Genomic DNA, 20,887 nt, shown 5'->3' with positions numbered 1-20,887 from the left:
TACTTCTTGAAGGTTCTTTAAAATTGACGAAAAATCTGGATGAACATTACCCTTGCAATTGCAGCTTGACAAGAGTGGAATCCCTCCTATAAACCTTGCAATTGCAGCTTGACAAGAGTGGAATCCCTCCTATAAACCAAAAGGTCTATCACAAATCGTAACTTGATTTGATCTAGCCCTGCCGTCCTGCCCTAGTAAAGATAGCCAAAATCTATTAAATTTGGGGCATTCATTTTAACGAAATTCTGGGAATTTAATTTTTGAAAAAGTCAAGTATTTAATTAAAGTAAAACCTGAAATTTTACGATACTGTAATTTGTTCTCGTATCCAAGTTCTAAAAGCTCTTATTGTCTTATTCCTACCAATAGCTTTTACCTGACTTAAATATTGGGGAATTACATGAGCCAGTGGTAAATTAGGAAAAATCAGACTAAAATCTGACTCGATATACTTACCGTCTCGTAATATATTAATTTGTAACTTCCCTTTTTCAAATCGCCAAAGCTCAGGCACTCCTAATGCTTCATAAATACTCGGATGAGTGCGAGAAGTTATATCTATCTCTAAGGCTAAATCTGGAGGTGGGTCGATGGATAAGTCTAATTTTTCTTTTCCTCGTACTGCTGCTTCATTTTGAATATAAAAACAGTTATCGGGTTCTATCCCTTTCAGCATATCCCGGTTTTTAAAAGTAGTAGAACCAAGAGGATAAAAATCAATATCTATTTCTTCTAGAATAATTTCAATAAAGTTGCTGATAAACAGTTTATTGGTTTCATGCTCTGACAAGGGTGTCATGATTTCTAATATTCCATTGTCATAGGCTACTCTTGACGCCCGATGTTCGCCTAACTCTTCTAAAATGGTTTCAAATTCTTTCCAGGTTATATCTTCTAGAAAAACTTTATGACCAGGCGGGATATTAAATCGCTTTAATTCCAACAGCATCTTTAAGCCTCATCTTCACTATTAGGAAAGTAAGGTGGGGAATGCCCACCCTACTTTAATTATCGACTAGCGCAACGCACCAGAGGGAATACCCAAAATATCCTCAATCTTAGGCATATCTTCCAGGGAAATTACGCGACCTTCATCCTCAAAATTAGCGATTTGGTCGAAGTTGAGATAGCGATACAAATCACCTGCAAAAGGATGAATCTTCTTCGCCACTATCTCCATGTATTCTTGCACTGTGGGAATGCGACCCAACATCGCACAAACGGCTGCTAATTCAGCAGAACCGAGATACACTCGCGCATCTTTGCCCATGCGATTATTGAAGTTGCGAGTGGAAGTTGAAAATACGGTTGTACCGTCATCCACACGCGCCTGATTTCCCATGCAGAGACTACATCCCGGCATTTCTGTACGCGCACCTGCGGCATCAAATACGCTATAAACACCTTCTTCCTTGAGTTGGTGTTCATCCATTCGGGTTGGGGGACAAATCCAGAGGCGAGTTTTAACTGCTGCTTCGCCTTCCAACACTTTCGCAGTGGCGCGATAATGACCAATATTCGTCATACAAGAACCGACGAATACTTCTTGTACGGGGTCATTCTGAACCTCGGACAGCAACTTAACATTATCTGGGTCATTGGGTGCGGCGACGATTGGTTCCTTGATTTCGTTCAAGTCAATCTCGATAATTTCCGCATATTCTGCATCTGAATCGGCTTCCATTAATGCGGGATTTGCCAACCATTCTTCCATTTTTGCCACGCGGCGCATGATGGTACGGGCATCTTGATAACCCCGCGCTACCATATTTTTCATCAGCGCTACGTTGGAACGCAGATATTCAGAAACTGTCTCGATACTTAACTTAATTGTGCAGCCTGCACAAGAACGTTCAGCACTCGCATCGGTAAGTTCAAAAGCTTGCTCGACTTTTAAATTTGGCAAGCCTTCAATTTCCATGATTCGCCCGGAAAAGATGTTTTTCTTGTTCTGCTTCTCTGCTGTTAGCAAACCTTTTTGAATTGCCACGTAGGGAATTGCGTTCACGATATCCCGCAGCGTCACACCGGGTTGCAACTCGCCTTTGAACCGCACTAAGACGGATTCTGGCATATCCAAAGGCATTACCCCTAAAGCTGCTGCAAAGGCAACTAAGCCGGAACCTGCGGGGAAGGAAATTCCCAAGGGGAAGCGGGTGTGGGAGTCGCCGCCCGTTCCTACGGTATCGGGTAGCAACATCCGGTTTAGCCAAGAATGGATAATGCCATCGCCAGGACGTAAGGCGACGCCACTGCGAGAGGCAAAGAAATCGGGCAGTTCGTGGTGGGTTTTGATGTCAACGGGCTTCGGATAAGCGGCGGTGTGGCAGAAACTCTGCATCACCAAATCTGCACTGAAGCCGAGACAGGCGAGTTCTTTCAACTCGTCGCGGGTCATAGGGCCAGTGGTATCCTGAGAACCAACCGTTGTCATCAGCGGTTCGCAGGAAGTGCCGGGACGCACACCATTGAGTCCGCAAGCTTTCCCGACCATCTTCTGCGCTAGAGTAAATCCCTTGCCGGTATCGATGGGCGGTCGAGGACGGATGAAGATTGGGCTGGGTTCTACTAATCCGAGGGCAATTCTGGTTTTATCGGTGAGGGTGCGTCCAATCAGGAGGGGAATTCGTCCGCCTGCGCGTACTTCGTCGGTGATGGTATCGGGTTTGAGGCTGAAGGTGGATATCACTTCGCCAGATTCGTTGGTAATTTCACCTTTGTAGGGATGAATGGTGATTACCATGCCGGTTTCCATCTGGGTGACATCGCACTGGATGGGTAATGCACCGGCATCTTCGGCGGTGTTGAAGAAAATCGGCGCGATCGCACTCCCTAATACATATCCCCCAGCCCGCTTGTTCGGTACGAAGGGGATATCGTGCCCGATGTGCCACAAAACGGAGTTAATCGCAGATTTCCGGGAGGAACCCGTTCCTACGACATCCCCTACATACGCTACGGGATGCCCTTTTTTCTTCAACTCGACAATCGTTTCCAAACTTCCCGGTTGCCTAGATTCCAGCATCGCCAAGGCGTGCAAGGGAATATCCGGGCGGGTTGTGGCGTGGGTTGCGGGAGATAAATCGTCGGTGTTCGTCTCTCCCGGTACCTTGAAGACGGTGACGGTAATCGCTTCTGGCAAGGTGGGGCGACTGGTAAACCACTCCGCCGCCGCCCAAGCGTCAATGACTTGCTTGGCATAGGAATTCGTCTCGGACAATTCCAAGACATCGTGGAAGGCATCATAAACCAGCATGATTTTGCTTAAAGCTGTTGCGGCGGCTGATGCCAATTCATCGTCAGATTTGAGTAAATCTATCAACGATTGCACGTTGTAGCCGCCTACCATTGTTCCCAGCAGTTCTACTGCATAGATAGGAGTCACTAAAGGGCTGATGGTTTCGCCTTTGGCGACAGCGGTGAGAAAGCCAGCTTTCACGTAAGCAGCCGGATCGACGCCTGGAGGAATGCGATCGCGCAGCAATTCCAACAACGTCTCTTCTTCACCCGCTGGAGGATTTTTCAACAAGTCGCACAATTGAGAAGTCTGCTGGGCATCCAACGGCAGTGGTGGAATTCCGAGTGCCGCCCTCTCAGCGACGTGTTGACGATAAGATTCAAGCATTTTCAAGTCTCCTAATCTCAGCAAAATTTGGGGGCGGTAGCGCTTTTATCACATCGCTTTTGTGTTCTCAATCGGGAGGATGCGATTCACACGCTTTTGCCCTCGATAGTTAGAAGTCAACACAAGGTATGGCGCTACTGCTTAAGTCGCAGATCAACTTTATTAATTATTGTGAAAAAATGGAATAAAATTTGTAGGATTCGCTGCAACTACCCTTACCCGTAACGGTTGATCTGGCAGGATACATTCCCATAAAAAAAGGGCGATCGCTCTCTATCGCCCACGTAGCTTTATAAACCAGGAATCCGTCGTCTTCAGCTTTGAAGATTTCGTGCTTAGATAAGATTTTACACCTAAAGGGGGAGGAGTGCGCTCCTTCACTCTTTACGGTTGAGTCAGCAATTACTGCTGACTCAACCGCAAGCACAGCCAGATATTCTGGAAACTCCTAGAGGCACAATGTCAGTTGCTTCGACTCTGCTTCTAGAAGGCGAATTAGATTTTCGTCACCTTTGGCTTTAGCGACTTGTATCCGATGTTCCAAGCTGCGGTGGATATTCGCTAAGTGACTTTTAGCGGCGTTATCCAACACTTTTCGCCGACTTGTATCGGTTGGCAATTTCCGATCGCCTAGAGATGCCATCCCTTCACATGAGATTTGCCTCTCTAGAGCATCCCTAGTCGTGCCGGTTTTGCCGATGAAGTAGGGGACTCCCCGGTAGTTCAAGTTAACAATTGCATCGGGAACTGCAATATGTCTGGGATATGCAACGTTGTAAGTCTGTCCCCGATACTTCCCCACAATCTCGCTTTCGGTTACTTCCAGCGTGGGTGAAGTTTTTTCGTAGCTGACGCCGCGATAAGAGAGTTTCATAAGTTTCGCCTCCGATTGAGTTTCCTGAGTATTTGTTACTAAGCAAGGCACGCTGCTTCGCGATCGCGCTCTACTTTTATTCCCCAGAGCCACTGACGGCTATGAATACTCAGTCAGTGGTGAACTAGCTAATTTATTTCTGTATCTATTTTTACATTTTTCCTTTTAAAGTGTCAATTTTTAAGAGATTTTAAGAAAATTTTTTGAGCGATCGCCAGGAAGTCGTCCAACTTACTTCCTCGGCGGCTGAGGCTAACTGCTTGACCTGATTCAGTTGCTGGGAGAAGCGACAAGCCGCTGTACAAATCGGGAAACAATCAATGGTTAATCAACGACACTAAAAATATTCGATAATCTTCTATCGGAAGTATTAAACCTTATCTACCTCCTAGGAAGGATAAAGAAGTCTGTTTTAGTAGTGCCAAGAAAAATTATGAAACTCAAAAGCTTTTCCGCGTTACAGATTGTAATCAAAAGAACTGCCTTTCTAATCATTGCGGCTTTCGTGCTGGTTGTGGTTTTTGTGAATCGGGCGAATGCAAACGGGGCGGAGTTCCTGGTAAGTAACGGCAATAATTTCGATGTCAATGAAATTCAATTTAAGCGAGTTGAATATGTCGGGCAATGTCCGGGAACTGTGATGAATCCGGGCACCAGAAAAGCTCAGTTTGTTTCCAAATCAACTCCACCCGCACCTAAAAGGAAAGTGACAATCCGAAACGTGACTCAGGGCATGAAGAGTAATCCTTATCCCTACACGAGCAGAGGTTACAGTGAAGGGCAATATTCTCAAGGCGTTGATTTGAGTTTGGGAAATAGCCATCAAACTCGTACTTTTGCAGTTTTGGAAGGCGAAAATAAGTTTGAGTATGAAATTAAAGAAGGAGAAAGAATCATTGAACAAGGCAATTTTACAGCCGAAGTTTCTGTAAAAGATGTCGGAGTTTTTCCCCGCGATACCATTTGTGAGGAAAAATTAGAATGTCGGGACGATGGAGACTGTTACGACAGAAACGGAAAGAAGAGAGGAAGTCGCCAAAGATGCTATACAACTAATACCTGCAATTGTCCTGGCTGATAAGACTTATGCGGCTGGCAAGTCACGGAGGAAATAGAAGCGATCGCTCCCATCACTCCCCTTAATTCGCCCCAAGTATCCCGTTAAAGGTGAGGAAAGCTCAATCAAAATATCGTGCATTTCCTCAGTTTTTAATGGCTGAGGAGGATGGGAGCCAAAATATGCGCCATGTAAAGCTTCAACACCAGCATTATCTAAACCTGTGTTTTGCAGGTAATTTTTTACAAGCTGGACTAGATGCGATCGCAGACGAATACTACTTTCAACTTTTTGAATATATTCATCGATCCTATAGTCAATTTGTCCAGGCACTAAATACGGTTTTAGCTCAATTGGGTTGACTGAGCCAGGAAATTTAGCTTGTAATTGAACTAGCTTTTGTAAAGTCATAGGATTAATGATGCTGATTCCAAAAGCAAACTTTTCGGCTGATTTTTGAAGATTAGGTGTCGGTTGACCAGGACCAATAATTAACTTAACAGCTACTTGAAAACCATCTGCACCCAGATGTCTTGTCCCAATTCTGATTAATTCTTCAACTGTACCATCAGGGATACTCTTACCTGCTTTGCATTCTCCTACTAACGGATAAGGCTTTATACAGTACAAGTCCATACCACCTGCACCGCCTTTAGCATTGGGGTCAACACCAAAGCCTAAAAAAGCTAGGCTTTTATGGACGATTTGTTCAAAAGCTGTGCCTTTTTCGTAATTACCGCCAGTCGTAGCAGTGCCCAAAGCATTGATTGTACTAATCCAAGAAAGGTCTGGATCAAGCTGTTGGATAGGTTGTTCGTTTGCCCAACCTAAAAATGTTTTGATATAGTGATTTAATTTCTCAGATGCTGGATCAGTGATAGACATCTGAGCGATCGCATTCTGCAACTCTTCCAATTCTGGATGCGATGGCGGTAGTCGATTTTCTAGCTGGTATCGGCGTTGGGAGAAGAGGCGATCGCTCAATACAGGCGAAGATTCTGTAACAGTCAGGGGATTCGGTAAAGAAACGAAATTACCCTTGGGATTTACTGGAACTTCAATCGGCTGAGTTAGCGGATAGACTCGCAAATATGCCAGAAAAATAAAAGGACGTTGAGATAGAATTTGCTGCAATGCTTCTTCTGTCCAAATTGTCAACCTCGATAAAGCTTCTAACGCTTCAGAATTATCTATAATTTGGCACAATTCGCACTTAGCCCAAGCTTTAATTGTGACTGTTTCAGGCTTTAACTGAGAACATACAGTTTGAGCAATAGACAAAAAATTCGGGCGATATTGTTGATTGGTTGGTAGCAAGTTAATCGAAGCATCAGCAGGATAGAGGGCAAATTGTCGCCCCGGATCAATGAATGTCCGAGGCGTAGCTGCGATCGCTCTCCCTTGAATTAACGCTTCAATGTCTGGCGCTGGTAGTCTTAAAGCAGTATCAATGCTGACGGAAGTGACTGGCGACATACTTCATCTTATGGTTGAAATTGAGTTAATAACCAAGCCACAACTTGAGAGTGTGCCATTTGACGGCTGCGCCGTAAAGTCTCTTCTAATATTGCCATCTCTAAACCTGGTAATATTTGAGATTGGGTAATTCTTCTACTACCCCCACTAGAGATTATTTCAAAAGCAATTATTTCGGCTTGTTGCACATCAACTATCCAATATTCCGCCACTTTTATATCTTCATAAAGCAAGCGTTTTTCGCCTTTATCATCAGCTAGGGTACTGTCAGAAATTTCAATAGCTATATCTGGCGGTGGAGTAATGTCAAGATTAGCGATCGCCGTTCCTATTGGTACCATTTGCGCTTTTTCTCCGATGTAATAAGATACATCAGGTTGGCACTCTCGAACACCTGTTTTCCGGTAGCTACAGTTATCCAAGCAATTCAGTGGGATGTTTTTGAGAGCGGCGAATAAGGTGACAGCAATAGCAATAATCCCGTTATCTTTTGCATGATCGGGACCTACTGACATAGTTTCAACCCTCATTCGTCCATTGTAGTAGTAGCCTTTAGCTTTTTGATAAGCTGGATCTTCAATGGTTTGGATAAATTCATCCCATGTAGCTACAACCCAAGTATCAGTCGGTAGTTTTGTCCGCATGGTACTCATAGATTTCTCTGTTTTGATTAGACATATCTTGAAAAGGTCAGATGGATACTCTACTGACTTTTTCAAAATATATTTATTATCAGGTGATGCGGAAGTCAAACATTAATTTTGCTGAGCAAGGTGTTGATTCCCTCTTCCATGTTGTCTGATTCAGATACATCAGCCGTCATAGATTCCTCTGAAACTATGGGTTCTTCTTCAATCATATCCGTAGGCACCTCATAAGATGGATCGCTGAGAATCTCTTTAAGCAAAGGGTTACTAGCACCTAGCATTTTTTCAGCCCCTTTCTCAGTGATGAACTTAATAATTTCAGCCTCACTTAACTTATAGTCCACCTCTCGCTTTTGATGAACAGCACGAATAGCTATTAGAGGTTTTATCTCATCTTCTTTGAGTTCCACAAATTCTCCACCTTTTTCTCTGATTAGAGGTTCAAGATACTTCGATTCCATAGGTTTAGTCATTTTCTTAGCCCTGGAACGAACTAAACAACCTCTAGTCAAATCAAATTTTTTATAGTCATTCAGCTTGCCCAAACCTGTTGATAATGAGACACCACCAGCATACTGAAGAACTGCAACGCCAATTCTTACAGGTTGTCCGTTTTCTTTGCCAATTATCTTGAAATTGAGGTGCTTGTCAGTTTTATTTTTACAGACTTTATCTGTAACCTCTTCAATGGTTACTCTTTCTACTGTTTGTCCAATGAATGTCTGAAAGCCAAATAAAAGAGCATCAGCAAGTTGGAAATTATCATCCAAGTAATTTTCTGGCTCTTGCTCAAGCTCTTTTGTAAAAGCAGTTTCGACTGGATCGTCTTCTTTTACAACCTGACCTACAATCGGAGGATGACAGTTCTTTTTGCACCAATGTAAAACCTCTCTAATGGTCGGTTTTTCTTTGCCAAGGTTGCGGAGTTGGCTTTCCGTAAATGGATAAAGTGGATCAGAAGGAACTAAGTTTCGTACTTCGTAATAATTTTTTAAGGACAAAGTAACTAATTCAACAATAGATTCTCCGTCCATGTAGTTTAATTCAATAGGATTTCCCTGAGCAGAAACCTTATTATAAACCCCACCAGGTAGCTGCTTTACTTTATCCCTCCACTGATTAGGCATCATTACACTCAAAATCAGGCCACGACTGAGGTTTTGCAACATATCTTTGATTAAGCCAGCAACAATTTGGCTTATGTGCAAACCACTAATAGCATCGTAGGCCTCAGGCGTATCTAACTCATCAAAACAAATAACGAGTTCCTTGTATTCACTAATCAAATCTAGAATTTGCAGAACTGCATCAAAAGATTGACGTTGGGTAGGTAATTCTAATTCAATAGATTTCTGTTGAGCTAGTTCTTGACCCTCTAACCATTTGGTTGCATAAAGTGATTCTTCATCTGAAAGTGTCCAGAAAATCGCTTTGACAATATCAGGATCGTTAATATCTTTAGCTTTCGGAAAGGCTTTTGTTAAATCCTTTACAAACTTCTTGACTTGAGGGGGCTTGCTAGTCTTAAATCGTTCAACTAATTGTTTAGGAGAAAAAAATTTAGGGTTTGGTTTGACAGCTTTTAAAGCATGATTAGTCATTTCTGTTGCTAGTTCCTGCCATTGTGTCACCTCTTGAGAGCCAATCTTCCCAAGGCTTTCGGCTAAGATTCGTTGAAATCCTTGCCTAATTTGGGAAAGATCACCATATTTGCCAGCGTAGACAAACAATCCACCACCCTGAACTTGTAGACGATGGCGGATACGGCTAACAATGTGAGTTTTACCCGTTCCGTCCTGAGCAGAGATGACTATTGAAGTTGTTGAGTATTGACCAGCACTAATTTGCTCAAGTGCCTGAAAAACTGCATTAGAAGCATGGGCATTAAGAGTTTCAACATCACTGAAACTCTTACCCCAAACATCAGTGGCATTAAGATTAGGAGGCTTAGCAAACGGGTTTTGACTCAAAAGAGCAGCGTTAAGGTCTTCAGTGGAGGAAACAGAAGAGTTAGTCATGGCTTATTGTGTGAGGTAACGAATTTACAAAAGGATTTAGGTCAATTTTTAGAACTTAGGCGCTTGACATAATAGCGTACTGCGCCAAGTTCAGTTTTGATGGAGTCTTCAGCTTTATCAGGTGTGATGTTTGTCATCTCGCCGCCTATGAGTTGGACAAGATCGTTAGCTTGCATTTCCAGCAGCCACTCGTTGAAGTGCGATCGCGTTACCCGTTCCCCAATCTCTCGCCGAATCTGGTAAATCGGCACCAGATTGTCCAGGTTATAATTCCGATTAAGCCGATCGTAAATATCCAACGCTACAGGCTTAAACTCGTCGTAGGATGCGATCGCTTTCTCGGTTGCCTTACTCGATGTAGCTGTAGCCCCATTGACAGGCGTTCCCGTCTCTCTAAGCCATTTCAACAAAGCATTGCCAGTTTTTGCCCCAAGTTGGCTGTCAAACTGAAAATCAGCGTTTTTCAATCCCTCGCCAAGCATCTCAACGCCTTTGCCAGACAGGGATATTTTGTTTTTGGAGATAGCGATCGCTCCAGATGTTTGCAACTGTTCAAAAACGCCTTGATAGTCCCCTGCCTTCTCGTTCGTCCGTTTAACTCTTTCAGTTAATTCACCTTTTTTAACTTCCTCATCGGTTCCTCCTAAATCCCACAAAGCAAGAAGCACGCGAGTTTTAGCCTGAGCTTCCGTACCTTTTAACCCTTTAGCGGTATCTTTTGATTTTTCTTTGGTTGTCATCTCAGTAATTCCAGATAATTGCGATCTACAATTAGTATTCCCATTCAATCTAACCAAAGTTATAGTTCCCGTCACTCTCAAGCAAATTGCGATGAGACACGGAAAAAAAGCCAATTTACTAAAACATTAAGTTTGGTTAAAAAAAAGTTAGTATCTGGTGGCTTGTGGATATCAACTCAATTCTTCAACCGTTTCAGCGCTTTGGTGTTCATCTCGGTTTAGAGCGCATTCAAAAATTATTGGCAAATTTGGGCAATCCGCACCACAAAGTACCAGTGATTCATGTCGCTGGAACGAATGGTAAAGGCTCAGTTTGTGCTTACCTTTCCGCAGTGCTGACTGAGGCAGGTTATCGCGTCGGGCGATATACTTCCCCTCATTTAGTGGATTGGAATGAGCGCATCTGTCTAAACGAACAGCCGATATCTCTGGAAACGCTAGAAAAATTGCTGCTACAAGTCCAAGCAGCTATCCAACCAGATGAAGAGTCACCGACGCAGTTTGAAGTCATCACCGCCGCCGCTTGGTTGTATTTTGCTCAAGCTCAGGTAGATGTAGCGGTGGTGGAAGTGGGTTTAGGAGGGCGTCTGGATGCGACGAATGTATGCCCTAATCCTCTCGTCACAATTATTACTTCTCTCAGTCGAGAACACTGGCAGAACCTTGGCCCTACTTTAGCGGATATTGCTAGAGAAAAAGCCGGTATCCTCAAGGCGGGATGTCCTGCTGTCGTGGGACAGTTGCCAGAGGAGGCAAGGGCGGTGGTACAGCAGCGGATTATTGAACTGGGTTGTCCGGTTGTTTGGGCTGAACCGGCGGTGGAGTTAGGAACCGCGAAGACGCAGACGCAAGGGGAAGAAAGAAGGGTGGAGTATCAGGGGATCAAGTATCCTTTGCCGTTGTTGGGAGATTTTCAGCTGAATAATTCGGCGTTAGCGATCGCATCTCTCCAAATTCTCTCCTCCCAAGGTTGGGAAATTTCAGAAGCAGCGATCGCTTCTGGTATGGCAAAAACTCAATGGATTGGGCGTCTTCAGTGGACAAGTTGGCAAAATCATCAGTTATTGATCGATGGTGCCCATAATCCAGCCGCCGCAATCGCATTGCGTCAATATGTCGATACCTTAGAAAAATCACCGATCCATTGGGTGATGGGGATGCTTTCTACGAAAGATCATGCGGATATTTTTAGTGCATTACTCAGAAAGGGCGATCGCTTGTATTTAGTCCCCGTCCCGGATCATAGTTCCGCCGATCCAGAGTATTTAGCTACCCTAGCTCAAAATATCTGCCCAGAATTAGCCGATTGTCGCACCTACCCGGATCTCACGGCTGGATTAGAAGCGGCGATTTCCCCAGAAAGTTTATTAGTTTTGTGCGGTTCACTGTATTTACTGGGTCATTTTTTGGAGCAAAACTGCTCTGCTGCATCCAGCTGATACTTGTATTTTCAACGCAGAGGAACGCTAAGGTAAACGCAAAGGAACGCACAGGAAGAATCCCTGTATTTAGTCAGCACTCGCCGCCAAGTTTTTGCCTAAAATGTCGTGCTGTACTTGCTCTGGGGTTTGGTTTCCGTTGACAGTCAACAACCGTTGGCGATGTTCGTAGTATTCCAGGATGGGAATCGTGCGTTCTTGGAATAATTCGAGGCGGCGTTGTACGATTTCTGGTTGATCGTCTGGACGCGATCGCTCTAAGGAACGGCTTATCAACACTGATTCTGGTACCTCTAGCCAAATTGCCCAATCTAGATGTTGCCCCAAATCTTCCAACAAAAAATCTAATTCTTCTGCTTGAAAAGCAGTACGCGGATAGCCATCTAACAGCCATCCACCCTTAATATCCGGCTGTTGGAGACGCTGGCGCATAAATTCGATCATTAGGCGATCGGGCACTAACTCACCCTTTTCTACATAGGATTGTGCTTGGATACCAAGGGGAGATTGGGATGCGATCGCTTGCCGCAAAATGTCGCCCGTGCAAATTCCAGGAATCCCCAGGTGACTGCATAGCAATGCAGTCTGCGTTCCCTTACCTGCCCCAGGCCCTCCTAGAATTATCAGTCTCACGGCACCTTGCTCCTGCTGTGATTGAATCAAGCATCGCCGGAAGCTGAACTTTGATCCAGCTTTCAACCAAGCCTATGCTGGCTATTTTGCCATTGTTCGGGCGCTTAGCGAGACTGACGAAGCCAAGAACTAATACAACAACTAATACAGGATAGTCAGCACTTAGCGGGCTTGACGGATAGATATATCTAGTGTTTGATTATGAGGCAAAATAAAAAAATACACTACATATCGTTTGCTAACCAAACTTTTCTGGGGCAAGCGATTCGCTCTTCAAGATTCCTCACGATTAAACTTCGCCTTATGGTTGCCCAGCTAGAAACCCCAGCGCTTCATTCAGATCGTCGCCTGCTCCCCACCATTGAAGGACTGGTGCAAGTTTTTACCGGCGCTCACCGCAGCTTTTTTACCGGAGTGATGGCGCAAGCGCTGCGAATTGCCGGTCAAGGAACCTCAGTTTTAGTGATTCAGTTCCTCAAAGGCGGAATCAATCAGGGACACGAGCATCCCATGCGCTTAGGGCAAAATCTAGATTGGGTTCGTTGTGACTTACCCCGTTGCATCGATACCCCGCACCTCGACGAAGCGGAAACTCACTCTTTACTCCAGCTTTGGCAGCATACCCAAAAAGTAATATCCGAAGGCAAATATTCCCTCGTCGTTCTGGATGAATTGAGCTTAGCGATTAACTTTGGCTTAATTCCCGAATCCGAGGTACTGGCGCTGCTCGAAAAACGCCCTGCTCATGTAGATATCATTTTGACCGGCCCAGAAATGCCCCAAGCGCTTCTGGATGTCGCCGACCAAATTACTGAAATACGTCGCAGTCACCGACCGTAGGGAATGCACTCACTTCACGCTATCCTAGTATTCCGGTTGGGATTACTTGTGAACCTGTGATTAAGAACGATATCTGGATTACTGAAATGGCTCAAAAGGGTATGATTTCGCCCTTTGAGCCTAAATTAGTTCGTCGTGTAGACGACTTACCTGTTATCTCATTTGGTCTGAGCAGCTTTGGTTACGATATCAGGCTCTCGCCTGTGGAATTCCACATTTTCAGGCATATTCCCGGCACAGTCGTCGATCCCAAAAACTTTAATCCTGAAAATTTGGAGCCGACAAAACTCCATACCGATGCGAATGGTAGCTATTTCATTCTGCCAGCTCATACCTATGGATTAGGTGTGGCATTAGAAAGACTAGAAGTGCCTGAAAATATTACTGTATTGTGCATTGGAAAAAGTACGTATGCACGATGCGGGATCATCTGCAATCTAACGCCTGCCGAGGCTGGTTGGAGAGGACATTTAACCCTAGAGGTTTCCAATTCATCAAATGCAGATTGCCGTATTTATCCCAATGAAGGAATTGTGCAACTGTTATTTTTTGAGGGTAAACCTTGCGAGGTGAGTTATGAATCTCGTCAGGGTAAATATCAAGATCAGCCGGAAAAAATTGTTATAGCACGGATATAAGGAAATACTCAGGTGAAATACTTTCGTGTTGAGGTAGTTGCTGCCACGCCGAATCCCCAACAAGTTATCTGGGCAGCAATGCATCAAGATTACTCCGAAGAGTTGGTTTGGAATAGTTGCGATCGCTGGCCTGATGAGGAGCGAAGCGGCGAACTGATTATTAAACATTTATTATCAGGCGATCGCGGACATTACGGCCCTCTAGAACATCCTCAAATTACTGTTAATGTAGGTTATTTCCCACACTCGATGATGCAGCAACTCCGCACTCATCGCGTGGGCGTGAGCTTTGATGTACAATCCTTCCGTTATACCGGACAGAGAATTGTTGATGTTGTAGAAGGCAAATTAGATATAGAAGAAGCTTTCTATTTACGTCCGGTTGGTAACTATACGAACCGCCAAGGAAAACGCTATTTGTATTCCGAGGAACAACGTCAGGCTGATTTGCAATGGTGCGAAGATGCCTGCAAACATTATAAAAAACGCATAGATGAAGGACTTTCAGAAGAACACGCTAGAGGAATTATTCCTTTTGATGCCAGACAGCATTTTGTGCTGAGTTGTAATGTGCGATCGCTCATGCATCTTTTAGACTTGAGATGGAAAAAAGATGCTCAACTTGAAGCGCAAAAGTTTTGCGAGTTGCTCTGGGTTCATTTTGAACAATGGACTCCGGCGATCGCTCAATGGTATTTGGAAAACCGAGCAAAAAAGGCAAAATTAGCTCCATAGCTTGCCAAATTAAACTTTATATGATTAGGAAGACCATGACCGCCTGAAGTTAAAAAAGCCTTCTAAGAAGTCTTCCAATCGGGTATTTTTCCGGAGTCGTTGTCGGTGCCACTCAGCAGCAGTTTGGTGAATAATTTCTGATAAGGTGGGAGAAATGGCAGGCAGTTGACTGAGAGCATCCACTTTTATTTTCTGTCGCATAGCGAGAGCGATCACCCCCATTAACTCAGCCGCTTCCATCCCCACCAGCGTTGCGCCCAGAATTTCTCCATTGCGACGCACCAGAATTTTACACAATCCCGTGAGTTCCCCTAATATCTGGGCTGCTGCTACTGCCTTGAAATATTGCCGCAACACTAAGACATCTTTACCGTACTGGCGTCTCGCTTGCGCCTCGGTTAAGCCAACCCGCGCCAGCATCGGTTCAGAAAAAACGCCTGTAGGAATGCCGCGATAGTCTACTTTGAAAATGGGTGCAAACAAAGCATTTTTTAGGGCGATGCTGGCTTCGTACTGGGCGATATGGGCAGCTTGATAACCCCCAGCAACGTCACCACAAGCGTAGATACGGGGGTTCGTTGTTTGCAGTTTCTCGTTCAACTCCATCCCACGCCGATTCATCTTGACGCCAACACCTTCCAAGTTTAAACCTGTGACATTTGGTTGCGGTCGAGTACATAGCAAAATTTCATCGGCTTCAATCGCTTTGTTGCCAGCGAGAACCCACTTTTTGTCGTCAATTCGTTTAACTTGCGTCACTTCTGTTTGAGTCAGGACGCGGACGCCCTCAATTTCTAGCTGTGCTTGCACCACTCTCGCCGCCTCTGGGTCTTCTTTCGGCAGAATGTGGGAACTGCGTACCACTAGGGTGACATCAGCACCCAACCGAGATAAAGTCTGTGCCAGTTCGGTGCCAGATGCGCCACCGCCAATGACCACCCAGCAGGGGCGAAGAGATGCGTCTACAGCTATCTGTTCGGGGGATTGCTGCCAAATATCTATCGGCGTCCGATAGCCAGTAGCTTCGAGTCCGTCAATTGCTGCAATCCCCGGACGAGAACCCGTGGCAATCAGGTAGGCACGCGATCGCAATCTCCGTCCATTGACGACAAAAGCGAGGTAAGGTTTACGACAAAATTCACCTTCCCCAACAATGACATCAACACCCAAAGAAGCCAAAATCGCTGGGGAATGTTGTTCTTCTAAAGTGGAGACGACGCCATCCGCCCACTGGATTGCCTCAGTCAATCGCCCCCCTGGAACGGGTTGCTGTTCTGTAGAATTAGCCAGATTCCAGGGGGCACCAAATCGATTGAAGTCACTTTGCGGGTGAATCACTCGCCTAACCTGAGTCAAAGCTTTGGTATAGAGAGACCCTAACTGTAAGGACGATTGCCCGCGCCCCTCAGAAGGTGGCTGGGGTTCGACTAAGGCGACGCGGGCTTGCAGGTTGGCAGCAGCAATTGCGGCATGACGCCCTGCCTCTGTGCCGCCTATTACGACTAAGTCGTACTCAACTGCCATGATTTGTTCTTTGTCAGTTGTTAATTGCTGATTGCTAATGGTTTATTGCTAATGGCTAATCGGAAAAAATGAACAATTAGCCATTAACGATTAGCCATTACAAAATTGCTGCTAGACCGTCGATTAGGCGCTGGTTATCAACTTCGGAACGCACGGCGACTCGGAAATAGCGATCGCCTAATTCTGGAAAGCTCAAGCAGTCACGGATCAGAATTTTACTCTGCTTGAGAAGTTTTTCCTGTACTTGCGAACTGGGTTGTTCTGACTCAACCAGCAAAAAGTTAGCAGCACCCGGTAGCGGTTGCAATCCCGGTATTTGCGCCAAACCTTGGAACAGGTGGGACTTTGCCGGTTCCAACCAATCCCAAGTTTGCTGTTGAAATTGTGTATCCTGTACCACAGCGACACCAGCGGCTGCGGCTAAGGTGTTGACAGGCCAAGGATCTCGCCACTGTTGCCAGCGCCGCAGGCGGTCTGGGTGAGCGATCGCATAACCTAAGCGCAGCCCTGGCAGACTGTAGAACTTAGTGAGCGATCGCAGAATCACCAAATTCGGGTAGTCTTGCACCACTGGAATTAGGCTTTGCTGCTGGGAAGGCGGCAGAAAATCCATAAAGGCTTCATCCATCACCACCAGAGCAAATTGCTTCAGATAAGGTATTAGAGTCTCCCGCAAAAACATCTGACCCGTGGGATTGTGCGGGTTATTCACCAGTAGACCAGTGGGATTTTGGATTTTGGATTTTGGATTTTGGATTGGGAATCGTAAATCCAAAATCGAAGATCGAAAATCGGGAAGCGGGCACTCATGTACGTTGGCGCTAAACGTCCAGAGTGCCCGCCAGTAATCGCCAAATGCTGGTGTCACCAGACACGTTCCCGTCAGTTCTGATAAATCCCAACTTGCCCAGGTTAGTAACTCTGCCGAGCCGTTCCCAGGCAGAATCCAGTCTGGCGGGAGTTGGTGCAGCTGACCCAGAGACACCCGCAACTCGGCATAATCTGGGTCAGGATAGGCACGTAAGCGCTCTAGATGTGCCCCAATCGCCGCAAGTGCCGACTGGGGAGGCCCCAACGGGTTAATACTGGCAGAAAAATCAACAATGAGGTCGGGGGAACAGCCTGCCAGTGCAGCTGCCCAGGCTAAGTTACCCCCGTGAACAGGCCGAGTCAAGGATGATTGCCGCTTTGGATAAGTGGTTAATCTTCGGGCGCAACTTTTTCTTTAAACAACTTACCCGCAGAAAATGCAGGAACCTTCGTTGCGGGGATTTCCATTTTGTCCCCAGTTTTAGGATTGCGACCCTCGCGGGCTTTGCGTTCCCGCGATTCAAAAGAGCCGAATCCCACCAAAGTCACCTTATCGCCAGAAGAAACAGCTTCCATGATAGCTTCCAAGGCAGCCGTCAAAACAGCATCTGCTTGCTTCTTAGTGACAGAAGCCTTGTCTGCCACTGCATCAACCAATTCACCTTTATTCATGTTTAGTCACTCCAAATGGTTTGTACGGGCGGGATTATGACTAGCTCTAAAGTCCCAATCGGGGCTTTAGACACGAGCCTTTGAGGGCAATTTAGCCTCAAAAAAGCTGAAACTCTCGCTGTCTCGAAGTTTCACTGCATTATTCTAAAGTCTGCGTGCTGGATATGGATCGTCGAAAGCTTTAAGTTATGTAGATTTGAGGTTTTTTTTGATTAATTTTTCGGCAACGGGCACTTTTTAAGAGTTGCACAGCCTAGTTTCCTAGGCAAAAACTCCGTCTAGGGCACAAATAAGCCCCCTGTCGGAAGTCGAACAGGGGGAAGTTGTGTTTTGTCTCTTCAAGGCTCAAGCGATCGCTACTTGTTACTTACGCTCCAATATCTCACGCGCATTTTGTCCTGGGGTGTAGCTGTAGCCAAACGCGGCACGCGACGAGTCATCGATAATCTGAGGCGTCAGCAATACGATTACCTCTTGTCGCTGATTTACCTTGTTGGTACTTCTAAACAAGGCACCCAGCAGAGGAATATCGCCCAAAATTGGCACTTTGGATACTGTGGTTCGCTCTGAATCTTGAATAATGCCCGACAAAATTAGTGTCTGACCATCTCGCAGGCGAAGTTGTCCAGAGTTCAGGTTACGCACCGTCAGCAAAGCGATTTGGTTGACATCATCACCAACGACTATATTTTGCTGACCGCCAATCGCAGTTACGGTGGGATTTACCGCTAAAGTGACGAAACCATTATCGTCAATCCGCTCGACTCTGATATTGAGGATTAAACCTGCCTGTTTAATTTCTGCGGTGACGGTTGTATTCGTCGTATTTTCAGTTGTTTCCGTTTCCCGCCGAATATTACCCACAACCTCTTGAGTCAGATTGACGGTAGCCGATTGTCCTTCCTGGACAACCAGAGTCGGGTCAGTCAAAATCTTAGCGTTGCCACTTTGAATCTGAGCCTGTAATGACGAGAGAAACCGGCTGGGGAATTGGAAGAAGCTAGGAAGAGCTGTAGTAACTGTTCCCAGCGTTCCCGCTGTGAAGGTAGCAGTAGTAGTAGCAGGAGTACCAGGAGTAGCAGGAATAATTGTCCCAGGGGTTCCTGGGGGAGAACCAGCAGGAGCAGGAATGAATACAGCAGGAGTTCCTGCTGTACCAGGAGTTGTCGTGACAGTACTTTCGTTTGGCGTTCCCCGTGTAAAGTCTGTGATACCTGCTCGGAACGGGTTTCCTGAAACTCCCGCGCTAGGTTGAGGAAATAATAAAGGCGCTCCTGGCGTCTCGTTAACAGTCACAGCAGGATTATTCCCCGGATTGATAATCACGCTTCTGGTGCCTGATCCAGTTCCTGGAACAGGTACGGCGTTGTTGAAATCTAGGAAGGTATTTCCACCTGCAAAGGGGTTCGGGATGACTGTTGGAGAAACCTGACTGCCAGCCGTTTGCGCCGCCGTAGGTGGTCTGACACCGCCATAATTAAAGACTGCGGCTCCTCGGTCAACGTTGAAGAAACTGTCCCCGATCCCGAAGGAGAAGCTAGTATTAAAGTCTTTGGTGTTCAATAGGTTGACATCAACGACCTTGACATTCACTGCCACCTGGCGACGGCGGGCATCTAACTGGGTCAAGAGGTTTGTCGCAATTTCAACTTTGCGAGGAGAGCCAACCAGGGTGATGGCATTGAGTCGCTCGTCGGCTGACACTGCTAACCCTTTGAGTAGTAAGGGGGCATTTCCCTCGGTAGCTCTCAGTGCAAGAATGCTTGGCGTTCTGATTTCTACTGTTCGAGCGGCGGCTCCCTCTCCAATGGTCTGAATTTGAATTTGCTCTGTAGGGATTTGCGTCTCTGCCCCTTGGGTCGTCAAGAAGTTTGCCGCTGCCGTGACAGGGACTTGATTGAGTCGCAGGCTGCGGGTGATGATATTTCGAGCATCGTCGGGCAGTCTGGCACCCACAAAAATTGTTCGTCCAACTCGGTTGGCTTCTAAGCCGCTCAGCTGAAGGACGTAGTTGAAGACATCTTGAACTGGCTCATTTTCGATATCCAGGGAAATCGTAGGTCCCCCCTCGGTAGCACCACCTGGGCCAGGAGCGGCTGCTGGTTGCCCAGGAGTCCCGCCTGCTGCCGCGCCTCCCGTAAAGGCAAGGTTGAGACCCGCAGAACGGGCAAGCAGTCCTAAAACTTCTCGGACGGGAGCATCCCGCAACACTAAGCGGGGTACGCGCTCAGCTGTACCGAGATCGATGACAGCGGGGGCAGCATTGGTGTTGGAGGTAGTAATATCGCCGACTGGGGGCGCGATCGCTCTCGGCAAGAAAGGCGGTGCCGGACTGACGGGTTGCACTGTCCCCGCCGCTGGAGCCGGAACTCCGTCAATGGTAATGCGCGGATTTGGAACCAGAACGTCTGGGTTTGGCGGGTTTATGACTGGTTGAGGCTGAACCTCTGGTAGACCGGGCGCAGGGGTTATGCCACTGGGTGCTGGAACCTGTGGGATTTGACCGGGTGCCGTCTGGGGGAATACACCGCCCGGAACTGGCGTTTGAGCGAGTCGGCTTGGAGTCGGTGGCGTCTGTGCCGTTGGTGCAGGTGCAGTAGGAGAAGAATTAACAGGTGCTTGGGAGGAGAGTGTCGGTGGTGTTGCTTCAGTCGGCGGTGCAACAGAGTTAACGTTTAAGGTGATTCCCCCTTCCTTGTTCTGGCTAATCTGCCCGGTCGGTTTGCTGTTAGCTGCGCTGACTGTTACTCGGACGCTATTGTCCTCCCGCTGGCTCACGACGATTGACTGAATGCCAGGAGCCGGATTTTCCTGACGGAAGCTGTCTCCCTCAGGTAAGCTCAGTCGGGCATTCAGCACATCTGCCGTTAACTCATTGCCACGGCTGAGTGTGAACATCTGAGGGCGTAGGACAGTGTCCTTGCCGGAGCGATCGCCCTCAGATGTCTTTAGCATCACTTCAACACCGTTATCCGTGGGATTGAGTTGCACAGCGGTTACTTGCGTGGCAGCTGCTAAGACCCGTTGTGTTCCGGGTAGAACCAGTGCTGAACCGAGCAAGATTCCACCCAATATTGATAGCTGTTTCACCGTTTCCTCCTCACACAAAAGCAATTTTTGCACCTGAACAGCTTTCAGGTCGAATTCTCGACACCTACT

At 46.4% G+C, this 20,887-nt stretch carries 17 protein-coding genes; 5 read left to right on the top strand and 12 right to left on the bottom strand.

Annotation, left to right across the window (positions count from 1 at the left end; genetic code table 11):
• Window positions 1–301 precede the first annotated feature (301 nt).
• The 3 genes from NDA06_RS04160 to NDA06_RS04150 all read right to left on the bottom strand — a co-directional run bounded on the left by NDA06_RS04160 (window position 302) and on the right by NDA06_RS04150 (window position 4,499).
• Window positions 302–949 (bottom strand): Uma2 family endonuclease, encoded by a 648-nt coding sequence (locus tag NDA06_RS04160; RefSeq protein ID WP_190985579.1) that lies wholly within the window; start codon window positions 947–949, stop codon window positions 302–304.
• Window positions 950–1,015: 66 nt separating this feature from the next.
• Window positions 1,016–3,625, bottom strand: coding sequence for a bifunctional aconitate hydratase 2/2-methylisocitrate dehydratase (gene acnB, locus NDA06_RS04155; protein WP_190985578.1), 2,610 nt, complete (start codon window positions 3,623–3,625; stop codon window positions 1,016–1,018).
• Window positions 3,626–4,073: 448 nt separating this feature from the next.
• Window positions 4,074–4,499: a DUF4278 domain-containing protein gene (locus tag NDA06_RS04150; protein WP_190427430.1), complete on the bottom strand. Its 426-nt coding sequence runs from the start codon at window positions 4,497–4,499 to the stop codon at window positions 4,074–4,076.
• 433 nt (window positions 4,500–4,932) lie between these two features.
• Here NDA06_RS04150 and NDA06_RS04145 point away from each other — a divergent pair, with 433 nt between their 5' ends.
• Window positions 4,933–5,577 carry a hypothetical protein gene (locus NDA06_RS04145; RefSeq protein ID WP_190985577.1) on the top strand — a complete coding sequence of 215 codons (645 nt, stop codon included), beginning with the start codon at window positions 4,933–4,935 and terminating at the stop codon, window positions 5,575–5,577.
• Window positions 5,578–5,583: 6 nt separating this feature from the next.
• Here the strand turns inward: NDA06_RS04145 and NDA06_RS04140 are convergent, their stop codons facing one another.
• From NDA06_RS04140 to NDA06_RS04125, 4 genes are all read right to left on the bottom strand, one after another.
• Window positions 5,584–7,032, bottom strand: a complete 1,449-nt coding sequence (locus tag NDA06_RS04140; protein WP_190985576.1) for a DUF1802 family protein — start codon at window positions 7,030–7,032, stop codon at window positions 5,584–5,586.
• Between the two features lie 8 nt (window positions 7,033–7,040).
• Window positions 7,041–7,685 carry a Uma2 family endonuclease gene (locus NDA06_RS04135; protein ID WP_190985575.1) on the bottom strand — a complete coding sequence of 215 codons (645 nt, stop codon included), beginning with the start codon at window positions 7,683–7,685 and terminating at the stop codon, window positions 7,041–7,043.
• A gap of 95 nt (window positions 7,686–7,780) precedes the next feature.
• Window positions 7,781–9,697 (bottom strand): AAA family ATPase, encoded by a 1,917-nt coding sequence (locus NDA06_RS04130; protein WP_190986070.1) that lies wholly within the window; start codon window positions 9,695–9,697, stop codon window positions 7,781–7,783.
• 41 nt (window positions 9,698–9,738) lie between these two features.
• Entirely contained in the window at window positions 9,739–10,437 is a 699-nt protein-coding gene (locus tag NDA06_RS04125) for a hypothetical protein (protein ID WP_190986071.1), read from the bottom strand.
• Window positions 10,438–10,601: 164 nt separating this feature from the next.
• On the opposite strand from NDA06_RS04125, the gene NDA06_RS04120 reads away from it, so the two are divergent.
• Entirely contained in the window at window positions 10,602–11,876 is a 1,275-nt protein-coding gene (locus tag NDA06_RS04120) for a Mur ligase family protein (RefSeq protein WP_190986072.1), read from the top strand.
• A 69-nt stretch (window positions 11,877–11,945) separates the two neighbouring features.
• On the opposite strand, the gene NDA06_RS04115 is transcribed toward NDA06_RS04120, so the two are convergent.
• Entirely contained in the window at window positions 11,946–12,509 is a 564-nt protein-coding gene (locus NDA06_RS04115) for an adenylate kinase (protein WP_190986073.1), read from the bottom strand.
• 303 nt (window positions 12,510–12,812) lie between these two features.
• Here NDA06_RS04115 and NDA06_RS04110 point away from each other — a divergent pair, with 303 nt between their 5' ends.
• The 3 genes from NDA06_RS04110 to thyX are packed head-to-tail and all read left to right on the top strand — an operon-like array spanning window position 12,813 to window position 14,722.
• On the top strand, window positions 12,813–13,349 hold the full coding sequence (locus NDA06_RS04110) for a P-loop NTPase family protein (protein ID WP_190413785.1): 537 nt from the start codon (window positions 12,813–12,815) through the stop codon (window positions 13,347–13,349).
• A 56-nt stretch (window positions 13,350–13,405) separates the two neighbouring features.
• Entirely contained in the window at window positions 13,406–13,987 is a 582-nt protein-coding gene (gene dcd / locus NDA06_RS04105; protein ID WP_190537077.1) for a dCTP deaminase, read from the top strand.
• 12 nt (window positions 13,988–13,999) lie between these two features.
• The gene (gene thyX, locus NDA06_RS04100; RefSeq protein WP_190537078.1) at window positions 14,000–14,722 is read left to right on the top strand and encodes an FAD-dependent thymidylate synthase; all 723 of its coding nucleotides are present in this window, start codon (window positions 14,000–14,002) and stop codon (window positions 14,720–14,722) included.
• A 24-nt stretch (window positions 14,723–14,746) separates the two neighbouring features.
• On the opposite strand, the gene NDA06_RS04095 is transcribed toward thyX, so the two are convergent.
• The 4 genes from NDA06_RS04095 to NDA06_RS04080 all read right to left on the bottom strand — a co-directional run bounded on the left by NDA06_RS04095 (window position 14,747) and on the right by NDA06_RS04080 (window position 20,818).
• Entirely contained in the window at window positions 14,747–16,246 is a 1,500-nt protein-coding gene (locus tag NDA06_RS04095) for an NAD(P)/FAD-dependent oxidoreductase (RefSeq protein WP_190986074.1), read from the bottom strand.
• A gap of 97 nt (window positions 16,247–16,343) precedes the next feature.
• Entirely contained in the window at window positions 16,344–17,420 is a 1,077-nt protein-coding gene (cobD, locus tag NDA06_RS04090) for a threonine-phosphate decarboxylase CobD (protein WP_190986075.1), read from the bottom strand.
• 26 nt (window positions 17,421–17,446) lie between these two features.
• Window positions 17,447–17,728 (bottom strand): HU family DNA-binding protein, encoded by a 282-nt coding sequence (locus tag NDA06_RS04085; RefSeq protein ID WP_190413637.1) that lies wholly within the window; start codon window positions 17,726–17,728, stop codon window positions 17,447–17,449.
• Between the two features lie 363 nt (window positions 17,729–18,091).
• Entirely contained in the window at window positions 18,092–20,818 is a 2,727-nt protein-coding gene (locus NDA06_RS04080; protein WP_190986076.1) for a type IV pilus secretin family protein, read from the bottom strand.
• Window positions 20,819–20,887 lie beyond the last annotated feature (69 nt).

This window comes from Trichocoleus sp. ST-U1 (genome assembly GCF_039961835.1).
In the GTDB taxonomy this organism is placed as follows: domain Bacteria; phylum Cyanobacteriota; class Cyanobacteriia; order Cyanobacteriales; family FACHB-T130; genus FACHB-T130.
The sequence above is the reverse complement of the archived record's forward strand: the minus strand, read 5'-3'. Positions and strand labels throughout refer to the sequence as shown.